The following is a 23227-nucleotide window of genomic DNA, read 5'->3' on the forward strand; positions in this document are numbered from 1 at the left end:
GGACTCAGACAGGATGTTCTGGCCATGGTAAAGATGGCGCGCTTCGCATTTCTCTCCTTGGCAGCCTTGCTTGCTGCCTGCTCCAGCCGTGCGCCTGCGCCGGCCCCTGTGGTACAGCCGCAGGTAACCTATAGCCAGGCCAGCCCTTCGCCGATTGCCGATGACGTGCTGATGCGTGCTATCGGCCTGGTGGGCACGCCTTATCGCTGGGGCGGCAACACACCGGACTCCGGTTTCGATTGCAGTGGTCTGATCAAGTACGTCTACCGTGATGCTGCCGGCATCAGCCTGCCGCGTTCGACGCGTGAGATGATCGTCATGCGCGCGCCAACCGTGGATGCCAAGTCGCTGCAGTCCGGTGACCTGGTGTTCTTCGCCACCAGTGGCGGCTCGCAGGTCAGCCATGCTGGCATTTATGTCGGGGAAGGGCGCTTCGTGCATGCACCTTCCAGCGGTGGCACGGTGCGCCTGGACTACCTGTCCAACAGCTACTGGGCCAAGGCTTACCTGCAGGCCAAACGCGTCATTCCGCAAGGGCATCTGGCGCAGAACCCCTGAGGACAGGCGGGGCTTTGCTCACCCGCCAGACCACATTGCCGACATCATCGGCTACCAGCACGCCGCCACGCCCGTCGGTGATCACGCCGACCGGGCGCCCTTGGGCCTTGCCATGCTCATCCAGAAAACCGGTAAGCAGGTCCACAGGCTTGCCCGAAGGTTTTCCTGAAGGGTCGAACGGCACGAAAATCACCTTGTAGCCACTGTGCGGCTTGCGGTTCCACGACCCGTGCTGGCCCACGAATGCCCCTTCTTCGAAGGGCGGTGGTAGCCCATTCGGTTGGGCGAATGCCAGCCCCAGCGATGCCGTGTGTGGGCCCACGGCGTAGTCGGGCACTAGCGCCTGGGCTACTTTTTCAGGCGCTGGCGGTTGCATGCGCTCGTCCACGTGGCGGCCGTAGTAGCTGTAGGGCCAACCATAGAAACCGCCGTCCTTCACGGAAGTGATGTAGTCCGGTACCAGATCGCTACCGATCTCGTCACGCTCGTTGACTGCCGTCCACAACGCGCCGCTGTGCGGCTCCCAGGCCAGGCCGTTAGGGTTGCGCAGGCCGGTGGCGAACAGGCGGTGCTGGCCGCTGGCGGGGTCCACTTCCCAGACCGCGGCGCGTCCCTGTTCCTTGTCCATACCGTTTTCGCCTACGTTGCTGTTGGAGCCGACCGTCACGAAAAGCTTCTTGCCATCGGGGCTGGCGATGACGTTCTTGGTCCAGTGGTGGTTGAGCGGCCCGCCTGGCAACTCGACTACCGGCTGGCCTTCATTGCGAATTTGCATGGCACCGGGCTCGTAGTGAAAGCGCAGCAGCCTGTCGGTGTTGGCGACGTAGAGGTCCTTGCCGACCAGGGCCATGCCGAACGGTGAGTTGAGCTCTTCGATGAAGGTCGTGCGGATTTCAGCCACGCCGTCGTGGTCGGCATCCCGTAGCAGGGTAATGCGGTTGGCGCTGGGCACGCCTGCACCTGCCCGCTTCATCACCTTCTTCATGACCCAACCGCGCAGGCCCTTGCCATCTTCGGGTTTGGGCGGGGCATTGGTTTCAGCTACCAGCACGTCGCCGTTGGGCAGCAGGTATAGCCAGCGAGGGTGGTCGAGTCCGCTGGCGAACGCTTTCACCTGAGTGCCTGGTGCTGCTTCGGGCTTGGCGTCCTTGGGCCAGCCCACTGCCGGGGCGATATTCACGGTGGGGAGGGTGGTCTTGACCGGAGCAGGCAGCTGGGGGGTTGGGCCACTGCCGTCGAGTACATTCAGCAGGGCGGTTTCGCCGCAGGCAGTCAGGCTGGCGGCCAATAGCCAAGGCATCAGGTGTTTCATGGGCGGCATCCTCCTAAGAAGGCCTATGGAACTGAGAGGTCGGCGACGTTCGCCGGGTTCCCGGGAACCATCCAACTGCCGTTGCCGTTGCCGTTGCCGTTGCCGTTGCCGTTGCCGTTGCCGTTGCCGTTGCCGTTGCTTTTGCTTTTGCTTTTGCTTCTAAGCGCGCGATAGTTCAGGCACCGCCGATTGCGACTTCAGGAGGCCGAGCGAAGGGACTGCGGAGGGAGGTGACGGGCATGGATGCCCGTCAAGCGCTGAGGCCCCATGGATGGGGCCTGCAGCGCGTACTCCCGGGAGCAGGCCCGTAGCGAGGGGACCCCGGAGCGAAGCGTAGGGGCCGGATGATAGGAGCCAGCGTTTTTTGGTTACTTTTTGTCGCGTTTGACAAAAAGTGACCCGCCGTAAGGGCGGAAAGGTGATTAAGCGCCACCTTCGAAAATGAATGTTGACCTTGTTGTTGATGCCCACGCTTGAAAGCGAAGAGCGAAGAGCGGAAAAGTACCGGTCTTGATCTCGCGCATAGTCCATTTACGATGGCGACGCTTACTCACCTTTTCGCCCTTACGGCGAGTCACTTTTTGCCAAACGCGGCAAAAAGTAACCAAAAAACGCTGCGCTCCCATCATCCGGCCCCTCCGCTACGCTACGGGGTTCCCTCGCGCCGGTCTTGCTCCCGGGAGTACGCGCTGCAGGCCCCATCCATGGGGCCTCAGCGCTTGACGGGCATCCATGCCCGTCACCTCCCTCCGCAAGCCCTCTGCTCGGCCTCCTGAAGTCGCGAAGATCAAGATCAAGATCAAGATCAAGAGCAAGAGCAAGAGCAAGAGCAAGAGCAAGAGCAAGAGCAAGAGCAAGCAAGTCGGGTGGTGGCTCAATGTGCCAGTGAGATGCGCCGCTGCTGTTGCAAAGGTGGCGTGGGGGCGAGACCAAGAATCAGATTTAACACCTTTCTTGTAGGCCGTTTCCCAAAGATACTCTTAACACCTATTCTCCGTTGCGCGCGCCAAATGCGGTCTCTAGTCTCGGCATGTCGTTGACCTTCAATGACCGGGTTAGCCGCCCGAAATCGTCAGACACCGCAGCTGAGCAATACCGAGTAATCGGCATTGGCGCCTTATGGCGGCTGTGCGTGGGGCACCTGCGGGTGCGCCGGGTGCCTGACGTCCCGGTCGGCTAACCCACGTACAGCTGCCACCATACTGTTTAGCCGCGGTTGGTGGTCGCTTCACTACGACAGGAGCCTTAAATGACCACCGAAGACACGAAATGCACAGTCGGCAAAACCATATTCTTTCAAGGTGAAAACCAGACCCACCCCCTGTTCCGCATCGAACCCGGTATCTCCTGCCAGAACGCCCGCGAACAAGCCTCGGAATTGATCGGCTATGCACGGGACCTGACCATCGACGGCCTGATGGAAGACAAGCCAAAGCTGATCTGGGCCGCGCACTACCTTTGCGCCTTGGGCAAAGCGCTGCTGGATGATGCCGAACTCGGCATGATGCGTTAGGACCTGAAAGGCGCGCAGGCCATTCGCGGCACGGGCCGCGCTCTCATGGAGCCGCATATAACTGAAAGGTTTAGCAGGGGCTCTGTGGGAGCGGGCGCGCCCGCGAACACCGGCGCAGCCGGTGCCAGCCACCGCGTTGGATTCTTCGCGGGCACGCCCGCTCCCACAGAAACCACGTCGCGCTTGCTAACGCGTTCCGGTCCCGCCCCGAGCCGAAGTTGCTTCAAGCCTGCTTGAGCAACAACGCCACCCCCGGGAAATACTGCCCCAGTTCGTTGTGCAACTTGCGGTAGGCATACGGGAAGTACCAGGCGATGGCACAGGCGGTATGTTTCTGCAGATCGTCGACCAGGTCCTGCAGTTCCTCGGGGCTGGCATGCTGGCCAGCCTTCCACGGGCTGATGAACAGCGCACCAGCTTTCAACTGGCTGGGGTAGGCCACCTGGCGCGCGAGGGCAGCGGTCTGCTGCAGGGCGTCGGCCATGTCCAGCCGGGCAACTTTTGGCCAGCGCTGGCTGACACTGAGGTACAGCGCTTCATCGGCACTACTGATCGACAGGTCGCAGCGCCCTTCGTGTTCGCCTTCGTCGCGCTGCTTCTTGCCGGCAAACTGCTGCAGCGCCGCCAGTTCGGCCTGCCACGCCGCTGCGGCAAGCAGCCCGGTATTGGCCGCGGCGCCATGCCAGTAAGGTGCTTCGGCATCGCCGGCAAACTGGTTGAAGCGGTCGATGCAATCGCCCCAGCGCTCCAGCACCGGGGCGAGAAACTCCAGGCGCGGGTTGTTGATGATCTGGCCTCGCATGCTGCGCTCTCCTGTTATCGTTGTGATCGCGTTCAGCTGAAAGTGATGGCTATGTGATATCACTGTATTCAGTGTGGCACAACCAGGTGAATTGGCCATTACCCGGGCGGTGCCTGTTCGACTGCAAAGCGGCCCACTTCGATTGACGCTCCCGGTGCAACCCTCTAACCTTCGCGCGTGTTTCAGGTGCCCTGCCAGCCCCGACTGGGCAGGGTGAAACTGGGAAGCCGGTGGGTGCCAGCATGGCGCGATTCCGGCGCTGCCCCCGCAACGGTAGGTGAGTCGCGGCCGCGCAGGGCCACTGGGTGCCAGCACCCGGGAAGGCGCGCAGGCCTGGGCCAAGGCCCGCTCACAAGCCCGGAGACCGGCCTGATACTGCCAACGGCATCACGGAGGGTGATGCGCGGTGCACCGTGGCGTACGGCCACGGCCCCTGCGCGTTCTCCGTCTGCCCGCCTTTTACCTGTCGCCGCGCGTTGCCGTGGCGCCAGCCAGCGGAGAACCCTGATGAGCGAATCCACCGAACGCGACGAACGCCACCTGGCGCGCATGCAGCGCAAGAAGGCGATCATCGACGAACGCATCGCCAATTCCCCCAACGAATGCGGCCTGCTGCTGGTGCTGACCGGCAATGGCAAAGGCAAGAGCAGCTCGGCCTTCGGTATGCTCGCGCGCGCCCTGGGCCATGGCATGCAGTGCGGTGTGGTGCAGTTCATCAAGGGCCGCAACAGCACCGGCGAAGAGCTGTTCTTCCGCCGCTTCCCCGAGCAGGTGCGCTACCACGTGATGGGCGAGGGCTTTACCTGGGAAACCCAGGACCGCCAGCGCGACATTGCCGCCGCCGAAGCGGCCTGGGCTGTGTCGCGCCAGTTGCTGCAAGACCCTAGCGTGCAGTTCGTGGTGCTCGATGAACTGAACATCGCCCTCAAGCACGGCTACCTCGACCTTGACCAGGTGCTGTCCGACATCCAGGCCCGCCCACCGATGCAGCATGTGATCGTCACTGGCCGTGCCGCGAAACCCGAGATGATCGAACTGGCCGACACCGTGACCGAGATGGGCATGCTCAAGCACGCCTTCCAGGCCGGCATCCGTGCACAGAAGGGCGTGGAACTGTGAGCCAGCCGCGCCATTGCCCCGCCGTGCTGATCGCGGCACCGGCCTCTGGCCAGGGCAAGACCACCGTCACCGCCGCCCTGGCCCGCCTGCACCGCAACCTTGGGCGCAAGGTGCGGGTGTTCAAGTGCGGGCCCGACTTTCTCGACCCGATGATCCTCGAGCGGGCCAGCGGCGCGCCGGTGTACCAACTCGACCTGTGGATGATCGGCGCCGAGGAAAGCCGCCGCCTGCTGTGGGAAGCCGCCGGCGAGGCCGACCTGATCCTGATCGAAGGGGTGATGGGGCTGTTCGACGGCACGCCGTCCAGCGCCGATCTGGCGCGCCACTTCGGCGTGCCGGTGCTGGCGGTGATCGACGGCACGGCCATGGCCCAGACCTTCGGCGCCCTGGCCCTGGGCCTGGCACGCTACCAGGCGGACCTGCCGTTTGCCGGTGTGTTGGCCAACCGGGTCGGCAGCCTGCGCCACGCGCAACTGCTGGAAGGTAGCCTGACCGAGGGCCTGCGCTGGTATGGCGGCTTGTCCCGCGAGCGCGGTATCGAGCTGCCCAGCCGCCACCTGGGGCTGGTCCAGGCCAGCGAGCTGAACGACCTGGACGCGCGCCTGGATGCCGCTGCCGAGGCGCTTGGCGCCAGTTGCGATGCGGCCTTGCCGCCGCCAGTGACCTTTGCCGAACCCGAGCCGCAAACCAGTGCTGCCTCGTTGGCCGGTGTACGCATTGGCGTGGCGCGAGACGAGGCCTTCGCCTTCACCTATGGCGCCAACCTCGACCTGCTGCGCAACCTGGGCGCACAGCTGGAGTTCTTCTCGCCGCTGCATGACCGCGAACTGCCGGCAGTAGACAGCCTGTACCTGCCGGGCGGTTATCCCGAACTGCACCACCACGCCCTGGCCGGCAATGCGCCGATGAGCGAGGCAATACGCGCCCATCACGCCCAGGGCAAACCGTTGCTGGCCGAGTGCGGTGGCATGCTGTATCTGCTCGATGCCCTGACCGACGTGGCCGGCGAGCGTGCCGAGCTGCTCGGCCTGCTGCCGGGCGAAGCGACCATGCAGAAGCGCTTGGCTGCCTTGGCCTTGCAGGCGGTGGAACTGCCGGAAGGCACCCTGCGCGGGCACACCTATCACCATTCGCTGACCAGTACCGCACTGGAGCCGATCGCACGTGGCCTGAGCCCCAATGGCGGGCGTGGCAACGAAGCGGTGTACCGCCTGGGTCGGCTGACGGCTTCCTACGTGCACTTCTACTTCCCCTCCAACCCGGATGCGGCGGCGGCGCTGTTGCGACCATGAGCGAACACGCCTACAGCGACGCCGAGCGCGCCGCGATCTACCGGGCCATCGGCGAACGCCGTGACATGCGCCATTTCGCCGGCGGCGAGGTAGCCCCGGAACTGCTGGGCCGCCTGTTGGCTGCCGCGCACCAGGCGCCAAGCGTCGGGCTGATGCAGCCCTGGCGTTTCATCCGCATCACCCAGCGCGACCTGCGTGCGCGCATCCAGGCCTTGGTGGAAGCAGAGCGGGTGCGTACCGCCGAAGCGTTGGGCGAACGCTCCGACGCCTTCATGAAACTGAAGGTGGAGGGCATCAATGACTGCGCCGAGTTGCTGGTGGCCGCCCTGATGGACAACCGCGAGCCGCATATCTTCGGCCGTCGCACCCTGCCGGAAATGGACCTGGCCTCGCTGGCCTGCGCCATCCAGAACCTGTGGCTGGCAGCCCGTGGCGAAGGCCTGGGCATGGGCTGGGTGTCGCTGTTCGACCCGCAGGCGCTGGCGGCGCTGCTGGGCATGCCGGCCGGGGCCAAGCCGGTCGCGGTGCTGTGCCTGGGGCCGGTAACCGAGTTCTACCCGGCACCGATGCTGGTGCTGGAAAACTGGGCCGAGGAACGGCCCTTGAGTGAAATGCTCTTTGAGAATCAATGGGGAGAGCGCCAATGAGCGTCGCCTTGCTGACTGTGGCCGGGGTGGCCCTGGATGCCTTGCTGGGCGAACCGCAGCGGCGCCATCCGCTGGTAGCCTTCGGCAACATGGCCAGTAACCTCGAGCGCCGCCTGAATGCCGGTGGGCGCGGCTGGCGCAGCCACGGGGTGAGCGCATGGTTCCTGGCCGTGGTGCCGCTTACCCTGGTGGCACTGATCCTCTCCTGGCTGCCGTACATCGGCTGGCTGGTCGACGTGCTGGCGCTGTACTGCGCCGTCGGGCTGCGCAGCCTGGGCGAACACGTGTTGCCGGTGGCCAGTGCCTTGCGCCAGGGTGACCTGCAAGAAGCGCGGCGCCGTGTGGGCTACCTGGTCAGCCGCGAAACCCGTGAACTGGACGAACCTGCGGTTGCCCGGGCGGCCACCGAATCGGTACTGGAGAATGGCAGCGATGCGGTATTCGCCGCGCTGTTCTGGTTCGTGGTCGCCGGCGCGCCGGGCGTGGTGCTGTACCGCCTGAGCAACACCCTGGACGCGATGTGGGGCTACCGCAACGAGCGCTTCGAACGCTTCGGCTGGTGCGCGGCGCGCGTCGACGATGTGCTCAACTATATTCCCGCCAGGCTGGTGGCGTTGACCTACGCGCTGCTGGGCAAGACCCGCCTGGCCCTGGCCTGCTGGCGCAAGCAGGGCCCGCTGTGGGACAGCCCCAATGCCGGGCCGGTGATGGCCGCCGGTGCTGGTGCGTTAGGTGTGGAACTCGGTGGCCCGGCGGTGTACCACGGCGAGCTGCATGAGCGGCCACGCCTGGGTGACGGGCCAATGGCCGACGCCGACGCCATCGAGCGCGGCTGGGGCCTGGTGCAGCGCGGCGTATGGCTGTGGCTGCTGGTGATCTGCCTGGGGGCCTATATCAATGCTTGAACACGGAGGCCGCCTGCTGCGGGCGGTACGGCAATACGGCATCGCCCGTGAGCAGTGGCTCGACCTGTCCAGCGGCATTGCGCCATGGCCTTTCCCGATTCCACCGATTCCCGTGGAGGCCTGGGCTCGCCTGCCGGAGACCGAGGATGGCCTGGAGGACGCCGCGCGTGCGTATTACGGCGCACGCCAATTGCTGGCGGTGGCCGGTTCCCAGGCCGCGATCCAGGCCTTGCCGCTGTTGCGCGCAGCCGGCCAGGTAGGGGTGTTGACGCCTTGCTATGCCGAGCACCCATACGCCTGGGAACGGGCGGGGCACCAGTTGCTGGAGCTGGACGAAGCGCAGGTCGAGGCGACGCTCGACAGCCTTGACGTACTGGTGCTGGTCAACCCCAACAACCCCACCGGCCGCCGGGTGCCGCGTGAACGCCTGCTGGATTGGCATGCGCGCCTGGCTGCCCGCGGTGGTTGGCTGCTGGTCGATGAAGCGTTCATGGACAACACCCCGGCGCAAAGCGTGGTCGATTGTGCCGAGCGCCCGGGGCTGATCGTGCTGCGCTCGTTCGGCAAGTTCTTCGGCCTGGCCGGCGTGCGCCTGGGGTTCGTTGCCGCCGAACTCAGCCTGCTGCTGCGCCTGGCCGAGTTGCTTGGGCCGTGGACCGTCAATGGCCCGACCCGGGTGCTGGCCCAGGCCAGCCTGGCCGACCACGCCGCCCAGCGTGTGCAGGTCGAACGCTGCGCTGCCGCCAGCCAGCGGCTGGCTATGCTGTTGCGCAGTGCCGGCCTGGCGCCCAGCGGTGGTTGCGACCTGTTCCAGTACGTACGCAGCGAGCACGCTGCGCAACTGCATGACTTTCTTGCCCGCCGCGGCATCCTGGTGCGGCTGTTCGAGCACCCGCCGGCGGTACGCCTTGGGCTGCCTGCCCATGCGGTGGACGAACAGCGCCTGGCCCAGGCCCTGGCGGCCTATCAGAAGGAAACGGCATGACCACCCTCATGGTGCAAGGCACCACCTCCGACGCCGGCAAGAGCACGCTGGTGACTGCACTGTGCCGCTGGCTGTTGCGCCAGGGCGTCGGCGTGGTGCCGTTCAAGCCACAGAACATGGCGCTGAACAGCGCGGTGACCGCCGACGGCGGTGAAATCGGCCGGGCCCAGGCGGTGCAGGCCCAGGCCTGCCGGCTGCAGCCGCATACCGACATGAACCCGGTGCTGCTCAAGCCCAACAGCGACACCGGCGCCCAGGTGATCATCCATGGCCGTGCCGTCACCAGCATGAACGCGGTGGCCTACCACGACTACAAGGCTATCGCCATGCAGGCGGTGCTGGCTTCGCACCAGCGCCTGAGTGCTGCCTGGCCGGTGGTCATGGTCGAAGGTGCGGGCTCGCCAGCGGAGATCAACCTGCGTGCCGGTGACATTGCCAACATGGGCTTTGCCGAAGCGGTGGACTGCCCGGTGATCCTGGTTGCCGACATCAATCGTGGTGGTGTGTTCGCCCATCTGGTCGGCACCCTGGAACTGCTGTCGCCCAGTGAGCAGGCGCGGGTAAAGGGCTTTGTCATCAACCGCTTCCGCGGCGACATCGCCTTGCTGCAGCCGGGGCTGGACTGGCTGGAGCAACGCACTGGCAAGCCGGTACTGGGCGTGCTGCCGTATGTCACCGATCTGCATCTGGAAGCCGAAGACGGCATCGATATGCGCCAGGGGACGAAGACCGAGCGCGTGCTCAAGGTGATCGTCCCGGTGCTGCCGCGTATCAGTAACCACACAGACTTCGACCCACTGCGCCTGCACCCCCAGGTGGACCTGCAGTTCATCGGCCCGGGCCAGCCGATCCCGGCTGCCGACCTGATCATCCTGCCGGGTTCCAAGAGTGTGCGCGGCGACCTGGCGCAATTGCGTGAGCGCGGTTGGGACAAGGCCATCGACCGGCACCTGCGCTATGGCGGCAAGCTGATCGGGATCTGCGGTGGCCTGCAGATGCTGGGCCGCGAAGTGCATGACCCGCTTGGTCTCGAAGGTGCCGCCGGCTCCAGCCCGGGGCTTGGCCTGCTCGATTACGCCACGGTGCTCGAAGCCGAGAAGCAACTGCGCAACGTTGCCGGCACGCTGAACCTGGAAGCAGTCCCGGTTGCCGGTTATGAAATTCATGCCGGCGTCACCACGGGGCCTGCCCTGGAGCAGCCAGCCGTGCAACTTGCCGATGGCCGTTGCGATGGTGCTGTCAGCGCTGATGGCCAGATACTTGCCACCTACCTGCACGGCCTTTTCGAAGGCAGCCAGTCGTGCGCGGCGCTGCTGCGCTGGGCTGGGCTGGATGATGTGCAGGCCGTCGATTACCAGGCCCTGCGCGAACGCGATATCGAGCGCCTGGCCGACCTGGTGGAAAAGCACCTGGACACCGCGCGCCTGCGCGAGCTCTGTGGGGTGGCCTGACATGCTCAACCTGATCCTCGGCGGCGCCCGTTCGGGCAAGAGCCGCCTGGCCGAACAGCTGGCCAGCGCCAGTGGCCTGCCGGTGACCTATATCGCCACCAGCCAGCCGCTGGATGGTGAAATGAACCAACGCGTGCTGCTGCACCGCCAGCGTCGCCCCGATGACTGGGGGTTGATCGAAGAGCCCCTGGCCCTGGCCGCGGTACTGCGCGCCGAAGCGGCCGAAGGGCGCTGCCTGCTGGTGGATTGCCTGACCCTGTGGTTGACCAACCTGCTGATGCTCGAAGACGACCAGCGCCTGGCCGAGGAGCGTGATGCGCTGCTGGCCTGCCTGGAAAAGTTGCCGGGCACGGTCATCCTGGTCAGTAACGAAACCGGCCTGGGCGTCGTGCCCATGGGCGAGCTGACCCGACGCTATGTCGACCTGGCCGGCTGGCTGCACCAGGCCGTGGCCGAACGCTGTCAGCGCGTGGTGCTGACCGTGGCCGGCCTGCCCCTAATGCTCAAAGGACCTGCACTATGACCCAAGCCTGGTGGCGTGACGCCTGCCAACCCCTCGACAACGCCGCCATGGACCAGGCCCGCGCCCGTCAGCAGCAGCTGACCAAACCTGCCGGTTCGCTCGGCCAACTGGAAGGATTGGCCATTCAGCTGGCCGGCCTGCAGGGGTGTGAACGGCCGACCTTGGATCACGCCGCAATCAGCATTTTTGCCGGTGACCACGGCGTGGTCGAGGAAGGCATCTCGGCCTACCCGCAAGCGGTGACCGGGCAGATGCTGCGCAACTTCGTCGGTGGTGGCGCGGCAATCAGCGTGCTGGCGCGCCAGCTGCAGGCAAGCCTGGAAGTGGTCGACCTGGGCACCATCGACCCGCACCTGGAACTGCCTGGCGTGCGCCATCTGCGCCTGGGCGCCGGTACCGCCAACTTCGCCCGCCAGCCAGCGATGACCGAGGGCCAGCTGCAGGCCGCCCTGCAGGCTGGCCGCGATAGTGCCCTGCGCGCCGCCGAACAGGGCGCGCAGCTGTTCATCGGTGGCGAGATGGGTATTGGCAACACCACGGCTGCCGCTGCCTTGGCCAGCGTCTTGCTGGGTTGCCCGCCGGCTGAGTTGAGTGGCCCGGGTACCGGCCTGGACCACGCCGGGGTGCGGCACAAGGCCGAGGTCATCGAACGGGCGCTGAGCCTGCATGGCCTGAGCGCCAACGATCCATTGCAGGCACTGGGTTGTGTCGGTGGTTTCGAGATCGCGGCCCTGGCCGGTGCCTACATCGGCTGTGCGCAGGCGGGTATCGCGGTGCTGGTAGACGGCTTCATCTGCAGCGTCGCCGCGCTGCTGGCGGTGCGCCTCAACCCGCAGTGCCGGGCCTGGTTGCTGTTCGCCCACCAAGGCGCAGAGCCTGGGCACAAAGGCTTGCTCGACGCGTTGCAGGCCGAGCCGTTGCTGGCCCTGGGACTGCGCCTGGGCGAGGGCAGTGGAGCTGCCCTGGCCGTACCGCTGTTGCGCCTGGCCTGTGCGTTGCACGGGCAGATGGCTACCTTCGCCGAGGCTGCGGTGGCGGACCGCCCGGCATGATCCTCGACCTGCTGCGCCATGGCGAAACGGAACAGGGCGGCCTGCGTGGCAGCCTTGATGATGCCTTGACCGACAAGGGCTGGGCGCAGATGCGTCACGCCGTGGCCGAAGCCGGCCCGTGGGAGGTGCTGGTCAGTTCGCCGCTGCAGCGCTGTGCGCGTTTTGCCGAGGAACTGGGCGAGCGGCTGAACCTGCCGGTACAGCGCGAAGCGGCGTTGCAGGAACTGCATTTTGGCGACTGGGAAGGCCTTAGTGCGGCGCAGATCATGGAAGACCAGGCGGACGCGCTGGGGCGCTTCTGGGCGGACCCTTACGCGTTTACACCGCCCAATGGCGAGCCGGTCGAGGCGTTCGCCGAGCGTGTGCTGGCGGCTGTCGAGCGCCTGAGCCATCAGCATGCTGGCAAGCGTGTGCTGCTGGTCACCCATGGCGGCGTGATACGGCTGCTGCTGGCCCGTGCCCGTGGTTTGCCGAGGGCGCAGTTGCTGCAGGTCGAAGTCGGCCACGCTGCGCTGATGCGATTGGTGCCGGGTGACGACGGCCAGTTGGTCGAGGGGCGCTGAAATGTTGCCGTTGTGGATTGCCTTGCAGTTTCTCAGCAGCCTGCCGGTGAGTCTGCCGGGCATGCCGGCGCCGCGCGAGGTGGGGCGCTCGCTGCTCTGCTACCCGCTGGTCGGGTTGCTGTTCGGCCTGTTGCTGTGGCTGGCCAGCCACTTGCTGGAGGGTACACCGGCGCCGTTGCACGCGGCCCTGCTGCTGACGTTGTGGGTGTTGCTCAGTGGCGCCTTGCATCTGGATGGCCTGGCGGACAGCGCCGACGCTTGGCTGGGTGGTTTCGGTGACCGCGAACGCACCCTGCTGATCATGAAAGACCCGCGTAGCGGGCCGATTGCCGTGGTCACCCTGGTGCTGGTGCTGTTGTTGAAGTTCTGCGCGTTGTGGGTGCTGGTCGAGCAGGGCATTGGCGTGCAGTTGCTACTGGCACCGTTGATCGGGCGGGCGGCGATGCTCGGATTGTTCCTGAGTACGCCTTATGTACGGCAGGGTGGTTTGGGGCAAGCGCTGGCCGAGCACCTGCCCCGGCATGCGGCCGGCTGGGTGCTGCTGGGCTGTGTGCTTTTTTGCGTGGTCCTGGGCGGGTGGGTCGTGGTACTGGCGTTGGCGGTGTTTGCCTGGTTGCGACAACTGATGTGCCGGCGCCTGGGCGGGACTACCGGTGATACCGCTGGTGCAATGCTGGAGTTGCTCGAACTGGCCGTGGTGCTGGGGTTGGCGTTGGGCCTCTGAGCCTTGCTCTGGACCCTGTAGGAGCGGCCTTGTGTCGCGAAGGGCTGCAAAGCAGCCCCGGCAATTTATGCACTAACGCTGAAATCGTGGGGCTGCTTTGCAGCCCTTTCGCGACACAAGGCCGCTCCTACAAGTGGCCGCGCAAGCAGGATGTTTCTGTAGGGCGTTTCTGAGCCTAACGTGTCGGTAAATTCCTGAAAAAACTCAGCAAGAACCGGCATCTTTTCACTGGCGTATGCTTGCTCCTCCCGCGAACTGTCGAGGAGTGTCGGCACCATGCGTCATGTCATTCTCGCTGCGTTTTTGTTGGCCATGGGGCCTGCTGTCATCGCAGCCGATCTCATGGATTTCTGGAACACCCCCCGCCACGGTGGCAACAGCTTCAACCGGCTGCCGCCTGATCAAGCCTACTTCGACGCCTTGAGCGGTTATGGCGCGACCTGGGTGCGGCTGTCCTACGACAAATGGCAGCCGGCGGAACGCGACTTCCTCCTCGGCGATGCCGATGCCTACCAAGGCCTGCCTGCGGCCGACCTGGCCACGCTGCGAGCCACCCTCGACCGCGCCCATCAGGCCGACCTCAAGGTGGTCATCGCACCGCTCTCGCTACCCGGCATGCGCTGGTCGCAAAACAACCAGGGCCAGTTCGACGACCGCCTCTGGCAGGAGAAACGCTACTGGTTGCAGGCTGAGGCCTTCTGGCGGGATCTGGCGCGTGAGCTGAAAGGTCACCCGGCCATCGCCGCCTACAACCTGGTCAACGAGCCCGCCCCGGAGAAGCAAGGTGGCCTGGCCGAGCATGCCGACCCTGGGCAAATGCAGCAGTGGTATGCACGGCAGCAGGGCAGTGCGCGTGATCTGCCGGCCCTGTATCGGCGGTTGATAGCGGCCATTCGCGAGGAGGACGCGGACACGCCGGTCATGCTCGATGCCGGCTGGTTCGCCGCCGCTGACGCCTTCGGTTACTGGCCGTCACCTCTGGAAGACCAGCGAGTGCTGTACAGCGTGCACATGTACGAGCCCTATCTGGTGACCAGTGCACCGAACATGACGCGCAAGCAACCCATCGCCTATCCCGGCCCGGCACCATTCGCGGGGCAGACGCAGCAGTGGGATGGCCAGCGTGTGGCGCAATACCTGCGCCGGCCGCTGGACTGGGCCGCGGCCATGAACGTGCCCCGCTCGCGGTTGGTAGTGGGCGAGTTCGGCTGTATGCGCAGGCTGCCGGGCTGCCGGCAATACCTGGAAGACGTGCTCAGCGTGCTGGATCGCCACCAGTTGCATTGGGCCTTCTACAGCTTCCGTGAAGATAACTGGGACGGCATGGACTACGAACTGGGCTCGGCCAAGGTGCCGTGGCGCTATTGGCAGGCAATCGAGCAGGGCGTTCCAGACCCGCTGGCGCGCAAGGCTACAGTAGAGTTCGAGCCGATTCGCCGGCGCTTGAACCTGGTTAAGTAATTGGGGGCCGCTTTGCGGCCCATCGCCGGCAAGCCAGCTCCCACAGAACAACACATAAATCATGGATTTAGCAGGGCTCTGTGGGAGCGGGCATGCCCGCGAAGCAGGCGACGTGGTGTATGGCACCGGCTTCGCCGGTGTTCGCGGGCACACCCGCTCCCACAGAGTCCCGTTAACGCTATCTGACAGGCATCAGGGCTGAGGGGCGTCGGTAATCGTGAAATCTCTTGCAACACACATGACGCGGGTATATACACGTATCCATGTTGACCAGTGAATGCATCTGCACCCATCTGCGTCGTGCCGCCCGTGGGGTGAGCCGGCATTACGACGAGGCCCTTGCCGGCTTCGGGGTCAATGTCGCCCAGTTTTCCCTGTTGCGTCATCTGCAGCGGCTCGATCGCCCCAGTATCACCACCCTGGCGGAGGCCATGGGCCTGGAGCGCAGTACCCTGGGCCGCAACCTGCGGGTGCTGGAGGCTGAAGGGCTGGTGGCCTTGGCCGATGGTGACGATCAGCGCAACCGCGTGGTGCTGCTGACCGAGGCCGGTACCCAGCTGCTGCACGCTGCCCATCCAGCCTGGGAACAGGCTCAGGCCGAACTGGTGGAGCGGCTGGGGGCAGGGCAGCGGGATGAACTGGTGCGTTTGCTGAACCAGCTGGCTTGAATTGATACGACTATAAGCGGGTATATACCCGTAAAACCTTGCGATGTGCTGGAGATAACGACAATGACTTCGGTGTGGCGAACCAGCGGGTGGGTATTGGTGGGGGCAGCGCTGATCCTGGCGCTATCCCTGGGTGTGCGGCACGGCTTCGGCCTGTTCCTGGCGCCGATGAGCGCGGACTTTGGCTGGGGGCGTGAGGTGTTCGCCTTCGCCATTGCCTTGCAGAACCTGATCTGGGGGCTGGCGCAACCGTTCGCCGGCGCCCTGGCCGACCGCATGGGCGCGGCGCGGGTGGTGATCATTGGCGGTATTCTCTACGCTGCCGGGTTGGTGCTGATGGGCATGGCCGACTCGGCCTGGTCGTTGTCGCTGAGTGCCGGCTTGCTGATCGGCATCGGCCTGTCCGGCACCTCGTTCTCGGTCATCCTCGGCGTGGTCGGGCGTGCCGTGCCGGCGGAGAAGCGCAGCATGGCCATGGGCATTGCCAGCGCTGCCGGTTCTTTCGGCCAGTTCGCCATGTTGCCGGGCACCCTCGGCCTGATCCAGTGGCTGGGCTGGTCCGCAGCGTTGCTGGTGCTGGGCCTGATGGTGGCGCTGATCGTGCCCTTCGTCGGCCTGCTGCGCGACCGGCCGCTGCCCACCCATGGTGCCGAACAGACCCTGGGCCAGGCCCTGCGCGAGGCGTGCTCGCACTCCGGCTTCTGGTTGTTGGCGCTGGGCTTTTTCGTTTGTGGTTTCCAGGTGGTGTTCATTGGCGTGCACCTGCCGGCCTACCTGGTCGACCAGCACCTGGCCGCGACCACCGGCACAACGGTGCTGGCGCTGGTAGGCCTGTTCAATATTGTCGGTACCTTCACCGCGGGCTGGCTGGGCGGGCGCATGTCCAAGCCGCGCCTGCTGACCGGGTTGTACCTGCTGCGTGCGGTAGTGATCGTGCTGTTCCTCTGGGCGCCGGTGACTGAAGTCAGCGCTTACCTGTTCGGCATCGCCATGGGCCTGCTGTGGTTGTCCACGGTGCCGTTGACCAACGGCACGGTGGCCACTGTGTTCGGCGTGCGCAACCTGTCCATGCTTGGCGGTATCGTCTTCCTGTTCCACCAGCTGGGCGCCTTCCTGGGCGGCTGGTTGGGCGGGGTGGTGTATGACCGCACTGGCAGCTACGACATGGTCTGGCAGATATCCATCCTGCTCAGCCTGCTGGCTGCCGCCCTCAACTGGCCCGTGCGCGAACGCCCGGTCGCCCGCCTGCAGGCCCAGGCCGCATGAACCGCTACCTGGCTCGAGGGCTACTGGCCGTCGCTGCCCTGTTGCTGCTGGCGCTGGTGTGGTGGGGCTGGCACAAGGGTGGGATGGCGCTGATGCAGCTGGGCATGAGTGTTTGTTAGGCGCTACCCTGCAAGTTCAGGGATTGTCTTGCGGGAGAACGAGTCATGCGTGCACATTGGTTGACGGTGCCGGTGCTGGCCTTGCTTGCCGGCGCATCGAGCTGGGCTGCCGATTGCCCGGCGTTGTTGCAGGGTAGCCTGCCAGAGTTGCGGGGCAAGGGGCAGGTGGACCTGTGCCAGCGCTTTGCCGGCAAGCCGCTGGTGGTGGTCAACACGGCCAGTTACTGCGGTTTTGCGCCGCAGTTCGAGGGGCTTGAAGCGACATACAAGGAATATCACGAGCAAGGCCTGGAAATGCTTGGTGTGCCTTCCAATGACTTCAAGCAGGAGGACGCCGACAGCGAGAAGACTGCCAAGGTTTGTTATGCCAACTATGGCGTCACCTTTACCATGACCAAGACACAGGCGGTTCGGGGCGCGGATGCGATACCGCTGTTCGCGGAGCTGGCCAGCCAGAGCAGTGCGCCGAAGTGGAATTTCTACAAGTATGTGGTAGACCGCAAGGGCAAGGTGATTGGTAACTTTTCCAGCCTGACCAAGCCGGATGATCCAGCGTTCCGGGCAGCCATCGAAAAGGCCATTGCTTCTCAGCCATAACCTGGCTGCTCTTGCTCTTGCTCTTGCTCTTGCTCTTGCTCTTGCTCTTGCTCTTGCTCTTGCTCTTGCTCTTGCTCTTGCTTTTGCTCTTGCTTCGGCTTTTGCTTCTAAGCGCGCGATAGTTCAGGCGCCGCCGATTGCGACTTCAGGAGGCCGAGCGAAGGGACTGCGGAGGGAGGTGACGGGCATGGATGCCCGTCAAGCGCTGAGGCCCCATGGATGGGGCCTGCAGCGCGTACTCCCGGGAGCAGGCCCGTAGCGAGGGAACCCCGGAGCGAAGCGTAGGGGCCGGATGATAGGAGCCAGCGTTTTTTGGTTACTTTTTGTCGCGTTTGACAAAAAGTGACCCGCCGTAAGGGCGGAAAGGTGATTAAGCGCCACCTTCGAAAATGAATGTTGACCTTGTTGTTGATGCCCACGCTTGAAAGCGAAGAGCGAAGAGCGAAGAGCGAAGAGCGAAGAGCGAAGAGCGGAAAAGTACTGGTATTGATCTCGCGCATAGTCCATTTACGATGGCGACGCTTACTCACCTTTTCGCCCTTACGGCGAGTCACTTTTTGTCAAACGCGACAAAAAGTAACCAAAAAACGCTGCGCTCCCATCATCCGGCCCCTCCGCTACGCTACGGGGTTCCCTCGCGCCGGTCTTGCTCCCGGGAGTACGCGCTGCAGGCCCCATCCATGGGGCCTCAGCGCTTGACGGGCATCCATGCCCGTCACCTCCCTCCGCAAGACCTCTGCTCGGCCTCCTGAAGTCGCGAAGATCAAGATCAAGATCAAGATCAAGATCAAGATCAAGATCAAGAGCAAGAGCAAGAGCAAGAGCAAGAGCAAGAGCAAGAGCAAGAGCAGGGGACTTGTCTGGGTTTCAGGTTACTTCACTTTGAATGCACAGTAATCGCCACCAACCGCATAACCACCGGCCTGACCATCAATACACAAACGAACGCCACAGGCATCGCCAACTGGTAAGCCTTCAGCACGTTGCCAAGGTATTCAGGGTTAATCCCCCCATTCGCTGCCGTGATCACGAAACACATCAATAGCGCCATGATCGACGACATGTAGAAGGCAAAAACGTAGGGCGTGGCGCCCGGGTGCAATTTGCGTCGGCTGCGTGCCTGGGACAGGTTGCTCATGCGAACTCCTGAAAAGTAAGTAGAGGCGCAGGTTAGCAACGCATCCGGCAGCAGCTGTAGACCTGCAAAGCGCCGGCGTGCCGGCCACGCCAGAGGCCTTGCGTGACCACCGCTGCCTGGTGTTCCGCTACCCGGTGGATGGGCGCTTCCTGCGTTGGGGGTTCATGCGCGACGGGCTGCGGTTCGAGCCAGAGTTCGGCAGTGTCCTGATCAGCGACGACATCGATGCCCTGACCCAGATGGCACTGCACGATGGCGGCATCACCCGCCTGGCCGAGTTCATCGTCCGGCCGCATCTGGCCGCCGGGGCGCTGGTATCGTTGTTCGAATACAGCGATAGCGGTCAGGCCTATGCCCAGACCGAACCGATGGATATCTACCTGTGCCTGGCCGACCGCTTCGCCATGACCGCAAAAGTGCGTGTGTTCATGGACTACTTGCGCGAATGCCTGGGTGACAGCTGGCAGGTGCAGGCCTGAAAAGATATTGGGGCTGCTTGCAGCTCATCGCGACACAAGGCCGCTCCAGCAGCGTCCGCATGAACCCGTAGAATCGGTTTTGTGCGGTCGTTGCAGGAGCGGCCTTGTGTCGCGATGGGCCGCAAAGCGGCCCCGACTTACTTGAAGCTATCAGAAGCGGTAGGTAAGGGACGCACCGATACCGTGAGCGCTGTTCTCGTACTTGGCCTGGTAGCTGCCTTTCAACAAGCCTTCTGTCTGCGAGCTCGGCAGATTGTTGACCTTGGTGTCCTCTTCCCACAGGTAGGAGTAGGCAACATCGATGGTCATGTCATCGTTCGGGCTCCAGCCGGCACCAAAGCTGACCGCTTTACGGTCGCCGGTAGGAATGCGCGGCGAGCGATCGTGGTTGTTGGTGGGCGACTGGTCAACGGAGAAGCCTGCACGCAGGGTCCACTCCTTGTTGACCTTGTAGGCAGCACCAATGGCGTGTGCCCAGGTGTCATGCCAGTTCTGCTCTTCGGTGATGGTCTGCAGTGGGTAGCCCGCCGGTGCTTCGTTCTTGACAACGATGCTCTCCAGGCGGCTCCAGCGAGTCCACGTGCTGCCCGCATACAGGGTCCAGTGGTCATCCAGTTCATGGGTGACCGAGAAGTCCACCGACTCTGGCGTCTTGATTTTCAGGCTGGCGTCGAACTTGCCGTTCAGGCCGAGGGCCGCAATCGGGTAGGAAACACGGGTATCGCCTTCAAGCTTGTAGTCGACCATCGAGTGATAGGTCAGGCCCAGACGGGTACGGTCTGTGGCTTGTACGAGAACGCCGATGTTGTAACCGATCGCGGTGTCGTCGCCCTTGATCTTGACTTCGCCATCCGGGCCGTTGGGGCCCAGCAGGGCCTTGCTGCCCAGGTTCGAGCCCAGCTCACCCTTGATACGGTTGATAGTCGGGCCAAAACCGATCGACACCTTGTCGTTGAAGGCATAGCTGATGGTTGGCTGGAAGGTGACAACCTCGACCTTGCTCTTCTTGCCCCAGTAGCGTGCCGCGTCATCGCTACCGTAGTCGGTGATCAGGCCGTATGGCACGTAAACACCGAAACCGACGCTCCAATGATCATCGATCGGCTTGACGTAGTAACCCATGGGCACGCCTACGACCGGGACCATGTCGCCATCGGTTTCCCCCCCGAAATTGCTACCACGACCCGAAATATCAGACTTGGCAATGACGGCTGCGCCACCCACGGTGACCTGTTCGCGCTTCAGGCGCGACATGCCTGCAGGGTTGCCATACACAGTGCTGGCATCTTCGGCAGAAGACGAACGTCCCGCAAAACCGGTTCCCATGCCGCTGATGCTTTGCTCGTTCAGCGCGAAACCTGCAGCAAGCAGTTGGCTGGAAGCAAGAGCAACGGCAATGCCGAGGGAGGTTTTGAGCATTACTTTTTTCATTATTAGAAAACTCCTTGGGATCTCCGGGGCGAAAAGCTACCAACAAATCACGCGCCGCGCTATAGCCTCAATCGCAGGAGATAGAGCGGTTTTGTAGGACAATCCGACCAAAATTCCCTTTTTTCCGGGTGCGTTGTAGGACGCGTCTTAAGATGCCTGCGGCAACCTCTGATCTATGCAGGTATGCCAGGCGTGGGTGAAGTCGCGCAGGCGACCTTGTGGGTTGAAAATCTGTCGCCAGATCCGCGCCAGCGCGAGAAGGTCATCGGCGGCAGGCAGTGGCGTGGCCTGCTCTTCGACGAGCATCCAGGCAATGGCGGTGGAATAGCGCAGGTTGACGGTGAGTTCCAGGTGCGGGCCACCGAGGAAGGCGTGCTGGCTGGCCAGGCCGCGGACCAGGCTGGCCAGGTCGGGGTCACGGGCAAGGTAGTCGTCCCAGATCGCCTGGTGACGGTGTTCGCCGATACGGTAAAGGCCATGCCCACGACGGTCGTGCAAGGCCGACCCCAGGGCCGACTGGCTGGCGGCGATGCCCAGCAACAAGGCTTCGGCGCTGGCGCAGTGACGGTTCAGGTAGACCAGGGTGGGTCGGATCACATACTGACACAATTCATTCGCCGCGATACCCATGATGCCCTCGAGCAGTTAAGGGCCGGACGGGCGCTGGAGCTTGGCAGCTGGTGAGTGATCAGGCCCGCCGGAAGCGGCAAGCACCGCTCGAGTTGAAGTGTAGTGTGATAATCGTGGTGTAAAGGGCTGTTTTTAAATCGATTGCTGCCTGACGTAACGGGCTATATGCCTTAAGGCAATTACGCCGCGAACGTTCAGGCAGGCTTGCGATGGGATGATTCAGCGCTTGAATACCGCAGTATTCGCCGCTCACGCGGTGAGCGACTGGCGGGTTCGGGCGATGACCGCCTGCAGCGGTTCACTGCGGCTGTACTGTTCGGGGTACAGGCGCTCGGTGTGGCAGGCGACGCCGTGTTCGTCTACCAGGGTGAAGCTGAAGCTGCCCTTGCGAGGGGCAACGATAAGGCACTTCAACGGCGAGAAGGCCTGGGAGAGGGTGCCAATGGCGGCCTGAATCTGATGATGAGTTTGCATATTGTTGGAGGTTCCTGCTTTAAACACGGGGTTATGATCCGTGCATGATAGAAACGTTCCAGTGACGCCTTTATTAAGGGACGAACGAACCTGACTGGAACAGGGCAGCCAGAGGGAGCGCAATCAAATGTGGGCGCATGGGCTGACTGGTAGGTACTTCAGAAGGCAGGCAGCACGCCGGGGCCAAGGTTCTAGGCCGTCGGTGTGGGATCCTGATCAATCTGTCACGTGATTCGTGCTTGAACAGCGCGTGGCTGGCGAGTGAATCATCGAATGGGCCGGTCCTGGTTTCAGCAGCGCCACCCTTGGGAGGAGCGGGTCTGCAAGGACGCTTGAGGCCAGAATTGACTTTCAGCTTGGTACTAACGAGGCGCACCTTAGCGGAAATACAGGCGCTTGGCAAGCATTTCATGTTTGTTCAGGTGAGCCGAGCAGTATGGCGCGTATTTGCCCTGCTGGGAAGAGGGGGCAAAAGGCCCGCATCCGGGCTGATGTACCGATTTCGTGCACTCAAATGAAGGTTTATGGTGCACTTGTTCACATTCGGAGCATCGCTTGCAACTGCCTGGCAACACGCCACGACAGCCTCGCCAATGCCTTGACTGGGCGGTTAAGTCAATGAAAAAAAACACTATTTTTAGCTGGTGAAAAAATCGTCAGTTTGAGCGAAAGCCCCAATTCATGGGGGTTTGCGGGGGATGGGAGGGGGTTGTCCACCGAGTTATCCACAGGAACTGTGGATTGTCCCGAGCGCTTGCTCTAGGACGGGCGTGCCAGCAATACATTGAACTGTCCGACAATCGACATGCTCCGGGAGACCTGTTGGTCATCCACTTGAAAACGTCAAGAAAAGATCATTGAAAATTTTTTTCAATCCTCCGGAAATCGAAAGGCCAAGGCGCAAGAAAAAGGGTAGAGTGGCGCGCCTTTCGAGTTGCCAAACCTGTTGCTCATGAAGTTTCGCGGTAAACCCCTCGCCAGCCCCGCTGCATCGACGCCTGCGCCTCCCCCCAAACGTTTCTCTCTCAAAGTGGCCTTGTGGCTGCTCGACAACCCGCACCTGGGTGACAAGCCGCAGGTCAAGCACCTGGCCGGGCGCCTGTTGAAACAGCCGGCGCGCCAGGGCGTGGTCGTGGCGCAAAGCCGCCTGGGGCAGATGTTGTGCCGCGATTGCGGCAATGCCCGTGACCGTCGTATTGGCCATGAACTGCTGCGCCAGGCAGCCCGCGCCGGTGATCGGCGGGCGCAGCTGGAGTATGCGCGGCTGTGCCAGCACAGCGAGCCGGAGCAGGCGCGGTACTGGCTGGAGCTGGCGGCGGGGCAGGGGTCGCAGGAAGCGCGGCGGCTTTTGAGGCAGTGGTTCCATGCCTGAGGTGTGTTGCCAGCACTGGCCTCTTCGCGGGTAAACCCGCTCCCACAGGAATAGCTATACCTCGGATACTGTGCAATCCCTGTGGGAGCGGGTTTACCCGCGAAGAGGCCGGAACAGGCAACACACCGCTCAGGCTGATAAGCTGC

At 63.6% G+C, this 23227-nt stretch carries 25 protein-coding genes, 1 pseudogene and 1 riboswitch; of the genes and pseudogenes, 20 read left to right on the top strand and 6 right to left on the bottom strand.

All coding sequences use genetic code 11. From position 1 onward, the window contains the following. The first annotated feature begins 24 nt into the window (after window positions 1-24). A complete protein-coding gene (locus ABNP31_RS06130) occupies window positions 25-558 on the top strand; it encodes a C40 family peptidase (RefSeq protein ID WP_085665677.1) in 534 nt (177 codons plus the stop codon). Here ABNP31_RS06130 and ABNP31_RS06135 read toward each other — a convergent pair. Beyond that, a complete protein-coding gene (locus tag ABNP31_RS06135; protein ID WP_350013089.1) occupies window positions 524-1870 on the bottom strand; it encodes a PQQ-dependent sugar dehydrogenase in 1347 nt (448 codons plus the stop codon). The two genes, ABNP31_RS06130 and ABNP31_RS06135, sit on opposite strands and share 35 nt — an antisense overlap. Window positions 1871-3119: 1249 nt before the next feature. Here ABNP31_RS06135 and ABNP31_RS06140 point away from each other — a divergent pair. Next, window positions 3120-3383 carry a DUF3077 domain-containing protein gene (locus tag ABNP31_RS06140; protein WP_112252663.1) on the top strand — a complete coding sequence of 88 codons (264 nt, stop codon included), beginning with the start codon at window positions 3120-3122 and terminating at the stop codon, window positions 3381-3383. A 223-nt stretch (window positions 3384-3606) separates the two neighbouring features. On the opposite strand, the gene ABNP31_RS06145 is transcribed toward ABNP31_RS06140, so the two are convergent. Further along, a complete protein-coding gene (locus ABNP31_RS06145; protein ID WP_085619516.1) occupies window positions 3607-4185 on the bottom strand; it encodes a hypothetical protein in 579 nt (192 codons plus the stop codon). Between the two features lie 167 nt (window positions 4186-4352). Beyond that, a riboswitch (cobalamin riboswitch) is annotated at window positions 4353-4572 on the top strand. A gap of 120 nt (window positions 4573-4692) precedes the next feature. Here ABNP31_RS06145 and cobO point away from each other — a divergent pair. From cobO to ABNP31_RS06225, 16 genes are all read left to right on the top strand, one after another. Beyond that, a complete protein-coding gene (cobO, locus tag ABNP31_RS06150; protein WP_013971375.1) occupies window positions 4693-5304 on the top strand; it encodes a cob(I)yrinic acid a,c-diamide adenosyltransferase in 612 nt (203 codons plus the stop codon). Next, a complete protein-coding gene (locus tag ABNP31_RS06155) occupies window positions 5301-6596 on the top strand; it encodes a cobyrinate a,c-diamide synthase (RefSeq protein WP_350013090.1) in 1296 nt (431 codons plus the stop codon). Before cobO ends, ABNP31_RS06155 begins: the two co-directional genes overlap by 4 nt. Continuing rightward, complete coding sequence (gene bluB, locus ABNP31_RS06160; RefSeq protein WP_085593449.1) at window positions 6593-7243, top strand: 5,6-dimethylbenzimidazole synthase; 651 nt, start codon at window positions 6593-6595, stop codon at window positions 7241-7243. The genes ABNP31_RS06155 and bluB overlap by 4 nt, the downstream gene beginning before the upstream one ends. Further along, a complete protein-coding gene (cbiB, locus tag ABNP31_RS06165) occupies window positions 7240-8148 on the top strand; it encodes an adenosylcobinamide-phosphate synthase CbiB (protein ID WP_015269245.1) in 909 nt (302 codons plus the stop codon). The genes bluB and cbiB overlap by 4 nt, the downstream gene beginning before the upstream one ends. After that, on the top strand, window positions 8141-9133 hold the full coding sequence (cobD, locus tag ABNP31_RS06170) for a threonine-phosphate decarboxylase CobD (protein WP_350013091.1): 993 nt from the start codon (window positions 8141-8143) through the stop codon (window positions 9131-9133). Before cbiB ends, cobD begins: the two co-directional genes overlap by 8 nt. Then, entirely contained in the window at window positions 9130-10584 is a 1455-nt protein-coding gene (locus ABNP31_RS06175) for a cobyric acid synthase (protein WP_085665791.1), read from the top strand. Before cobD ends, ABNP31_RS06175 begins: the two co-directional genes overlap by 4 nt. Before the next feature lies 1 nt (window position 10585). After that, entirely contained in the window at window positions 10586-11107 is a 522-nt protein-coding gene (cobU, locus tag ABNP31_RS06180; RefSeq protein WP_085665792.1) for a bifunctional adenosylcobinamide kinase/adenosylcobinamide-phosphate guanylyltransferase, read from the top strand. Further along, window positions 11104-12159 carry a nicotinate-nucleotide--dimethylbenzimidazole phosphoribosyltransferase gene (cobT, locus tag ABNP31_RS06185; protein ID WP_350013092.1) on the top strand — a complete coding sequence of 352 codons (1056 nt, stop codon included), beginning with the start codon at window positions 11104-11106 and terminating at the stop codon, window positions 12157-12159. The genes cobU and cobT overlap by 4 nt, the downstream gene beginning before the upstream one ends. Beyond that, on the top strand, window positions 12156-12722 hold the full coding sequence (locus tag ABNP31_RS06190; RefSeq protein ID WP_350013093.1) for a histidine phosphatase family protein: 567 nt from the start codon (window positions 12156-12158) through the stop codon (window positions 12720-12722). The genes cobT and ABNP31_RS06190 overlap by 4 nt, the downstream gene beginning before the upstream one ends. Before the next feature lies 1 nt (window position 12723). Next, complete coding sequence (locus tag ABNP31_RS06195) at window positions 12724-13446, top strand: adenosylcobinamide-GDP ribazoletransferase (protein WP_350013094.1); 723 nt, start codon at window positions 12724-12726, stop codon at window positions 13444-13446. 342 nt (window positions 13447-13788) lie between these two features. Beyond that, window positions 13789-14907, top strand: coding sequence for a glycoside hydrolase family 5 protein (locus tag ABNP31_RS06200; RefSeq protein WP_350013405.1), 1119 nt, complete (start codon window positions 13789-13791; stop codon window positions 14905-14907). Between the two features lie 263 nt (window positions 14908-15170). Then, entirely contained in the window at window positions 15171-15575 is a 405-nt protein-coding gene (locus tag ABNP31_RS06205; RefSeq protein ID WP_046617187.1) for a MarR family winged helix-turn-helix transcriptional regulator, read from the top strand. Window positions 15576-15638: 63 nt separating this feature from the next. Continuing rightward, complete coding sequence (locus tag ABNP31_RS06210; protein ID WP_269136190.1) at window positions 15639-16841, top strand: MFS transporter; 1203 nt, start codon at window positions 15639-15641, stop codon at window positions 16839-16841. After that, on the top strand, window positions 16838-16960 hold the full coding sequence (locus ABNP31_RS06215; RefSeq protein ID WP_075044023.1) for a hypothetical protein: 123 nt from the start codon (window positions 16838-16840) through the stop codon (window positions 16958-16960). The genes ABNP31_RS06210 and ABNP31_RS06215 overlap by 4 nt, the downstream gene beginning before the upstream one ends. Window positions 16961-17005: 45 nt before the next feature. Continuing rightward, a complete protein-coding gene (locus ABNP31_RS06220; RefSeq protein ID WP_039615355.1) occupies window positions 17006-17557 on the top strand; it encodes a glutathione peroxidase in 552 nt (183 codons plus the stop codon). Between the two features lie 708 nt (window positions 17558-18265). Then, entirely contained in the window at window positions 18266-18454 is a 189-nt protein-coding gene (locus ABNP31_RS06225) for a hypothetical protein (RefSeq protein ID WP_350013095.1), read from the top strand. Here the strand turns inward: ABNP31_RS06225 and ABNP31_RS06230 are convergent. Continuing rightward, the gene (locus tag ABNP31_RS06230) at window positions 18435-18695 is read right to left on the bottom strand and encodes a DUF2798 domain-containing protein (RefSeq protein WP_350013096.1); all 261 of its coding nucleotides are present in this window, start codon (window positions 18693-18695) and stop codon (window positions 18435-18437) included. The genes ABNP31_RS06225 and ABNP31_RS06230 overlap by 20 nt on opposite strands. Window positions 18696-18751: 56 nt before the next feature. Here ABNP31_RS06230 and ABNP31_RS06235 point away from each other — a divergent pair. Then, a pseudogene (locus tag ABNP31_RS06235) lies at window positions 18752-19174 on the top strand (LysR substrate-binding domain-containing protein); the annotation flags it as partial. A gap of 150 nt (window positions 19175-19324) precedes the next feature. On the opposite strand, the gene ABNP31_RS06240 reads toward ABNP31_RS06235, so the two are convergent. The 3 genes from ABNP31_RS06240 to ABNP31_RS06250 all read right to left on the bottom strand — a co-directional run bounded on the left by ABNP31_RS06240 (window position 19325) and on the right by ABNP31_RS06250 (window position 21709). Then, window positions 19325-20605, bottom strand: coding sequence for an OmpP1/FadL family transporter (locus ABNP31_RS06240; RefSeq protein ID WP_085589888.1), 1281 nt, complete (start codon window positions 20603-20605; stop codon window positions 19325-19327). Between the two features lie 147 nt (window positions 20606-20752). Further along, window positions 20753-21235: a hypothetical protein gene (locus ABNP31_RS06245; protein ID WP_025338041.1), complete on the bottom strand. Its 483-nt coding sequence runs from the start codon at window positions 21233-21235 to the stop codon at window positions 20753-20755. Window positions 21236-21484: 249 nt separating this feature from the next. After that, on the bottom strand, window positions 21485-21709 hold the full coding sequence (locus tag ABNP31_RS06250) for a hypothetical protein (protein WP_003257337.1): 225 nt from the start codon (window positions 21707-21709) through the stop codon (window positions 21485-21487). A 952-nt stretch (window positions 21710-22661) separates the two neighbouring features. Here ABNP31_RS06250 and ABNP31_RS06255 point away from each other — a divergent pair. Then, window positions 22662-23081 (top strand): tetratricopeptide repeat protein, encoded by a 420-nt coding sequence (locus ABNP31_RS06255; protein WP_238067361.1) that lies wholly within the window; start codon window positions 22662-22664, stop codon window positions 23079-23081. Window positions 23082-23227 lie beyond the last annotated feature (146 nt).

The sequence above is a fragment of the Pseudomonas asiatica genome (assembly GCF_040214835.1).
GTDB lineage: Bacteria > Pseudomonadota > Gammaproteobacteria > Pseudomonadales > Pseudomonadaceae > Aquipseudomonas > Aquipseudomonas putida_Z.

What these genes read in the sequence shown, in the direction of transcription:
- ABNP31_RS06130 (WP_085665677.1), top strand. Translation starts at nt 25, where the DNA reads ATGGTAAAGATGGCGCGCTTCGCATTTCTCTCCTTGGCAGCCTTGCTT.
- ABNP31_RS06135 (WP_350013089.1), bottom strand. Translation starts at nt 1,870, where the DNA reads ATGAAACACCTGATGCCTTGGCTATTGGCCGCCAGCCTGACTGCCTGC.
- ABNP31_RS06140 (WP_112252663.1), top strand. Translation starts at nt 3,120, where the DNA reads ATGACCACCGAAGACACGAAATGCACAGTCGGCAAAACCATATTCTTT.
- ABNP31_RS06145 (WP_085619516.1), bottom strand. Translation starts at nt 4,185, where the DNA reads ATGCGAGGCCAGATCATCAACAACCCGCGCCTGGAGTTTCTCGCCCCG.
- cobO (WP_013971375.1), top strand. Translation starts at nt 4,693, where the DNA reads ATGAGCGAATCCACCGAACGCGACGAACGCCACCTGGCGCGCATGCAG.
- bluB (WP_085593449.1), top strand. Translation starts at nt 6,593, where the DNA reads ATGAGCGAACACGCCTACAGCGACGCCGAGCGCGCCGCGATCTACCGG.
- cbiB (WP_015269245.1), top strand. Translation starts at nt 7,240, where the DNA reads ATGAGCGTCGCCTTGCTGACTGTGGCCGGGGTGGCCCTGGATGCCTTG.
- cobD (WP_350013091.1), top strand. Translation starts at nt 8,141, where the DNA reads ATGCTTGAACACGGAGGCCGCCTGCTGCGGGCGGTACGGCAATACGGC.
- ABNP31_RS06175 (WP_085665791.1), top strand. Translation starts at nt 9,130, where the DNA reads ATGACCACCCTCATGGTGCAAGGCACCACCTCCGACGCCGGCAAGAGC.
- cobU (WP_085665792.1), top strand. Translation starts at nt 10,586, where the DNA reads ATGCTCAACCTGATCCTCGGCGGCGCCCGTTCGGGCAAGAGCCGCCTG.
- cobT (WP_350013092.1), top strand. Translation starts at nt 11,104, where the DNA reads ATGACCCAAGCCTGGTGGCGTGACGCCTGCCAACCCCTCGACAACGCC.
- ABNP31_RS06190 (WP_350013093.1), top strand. Translation starts at nt 12,156, where the DNA reads ATGATCCTCGACCTGCTGCGCCATGGCGAAACGGAACAGGGCGGCCTG.
- ABNP31_RS06195 (WP_350013094.1), top strand. Translation starts at nt 12,724, where the DNA reads ATGTTGCCGTTGTGGATTGCCTTGCAGTTTCTCAGCAGCCTGCCGGTG.
- ABNP31_RS06200 (WP_350013405.1), top strand. Translation starts at nt 13,789, where the DNA reads ATGGATTTCTGGAACACCCCCCGCCACGGTGGCAACAGCTTCAACCGG.
- ABNP31_RS06205 (WP_046617187.1), top strand. Translation starts at nt 15,171, where the DNA reads ATGTTGACCAGTGAATGCATCTGCACCCATCTGCGTCGTGCCGCCCGT.
- ABNP31_RS06210 (WP_269136190.1), top strand. Translation starts at nt 15,639, where the DNA reads ATGACTTCGGTGTGGCGAACCAGCGGGTGGGTATTGGTGGGGGCAGCG.
- ABNP31_RS06215 (WP_075044023.1), top strand. Translation starts at nt 16,838, where the DNA reads ATGAACCGCTACCTGGCTCGAGGGCTACTGGCCGTCGCTGCCCTGTTG.
- ABNP31_RS06220 (WP_039615355.1), top strand. Translation starts at nt 17,006, where the DNA reads ATGCGTGCACATTGGTTGACGGTGCCGGTGCTGGCCTTGCTTGCCGGC.
- ABNP31_RS06225 (WP_350013095.1), top strand. Translation starts at nt 18,266, where the DNA reads ATGCCCGTCACCTCCCTCCGCAAGACCTCTGCTCGGCCTCCTGAAGTC.
- ABNP31_RS06230 (WP_350013096.1), bottom strand. Translation starts at nt 18,695, where the DNA reads ATGAGCAACCTGTCCCAGGCACGCAGCCGACGCAAATTGCACCCGGGC.
- ABNP31_RS06240 (WP_085589888.1), bottom strand. Translation starts at nt 20,605, where the DNA reads ATGAAAAAAGTAATGCTCAAAACCTCCCTCGGCATTGCCGTTGCTCTT.
- ABNP31_RS06245 (WP_025338041.1), bottom strand. Translation starts at nt 21,235, where the DNA reads ATGGGTATCGCGGCGAATGAATTGTGTCAGTATGTGATCCGACCCACC.
- ABNP31_RS06250 (WP_003257337.1), bottom strand. Translation starts at nt 21,709, where the DNA reads ATGCAAACTCATCATCAGATTCAGGCCGCCATTGGCACCCTCTCCCAG.
- ABNP31_RS06255 (WP_238067361.1), top strand. Translation starts at nt 22,662, where the DNA reads ATGAAGTTTCGCGGTAAACCCCTCGCCAGCCCCGCTGCATCGACGCCT.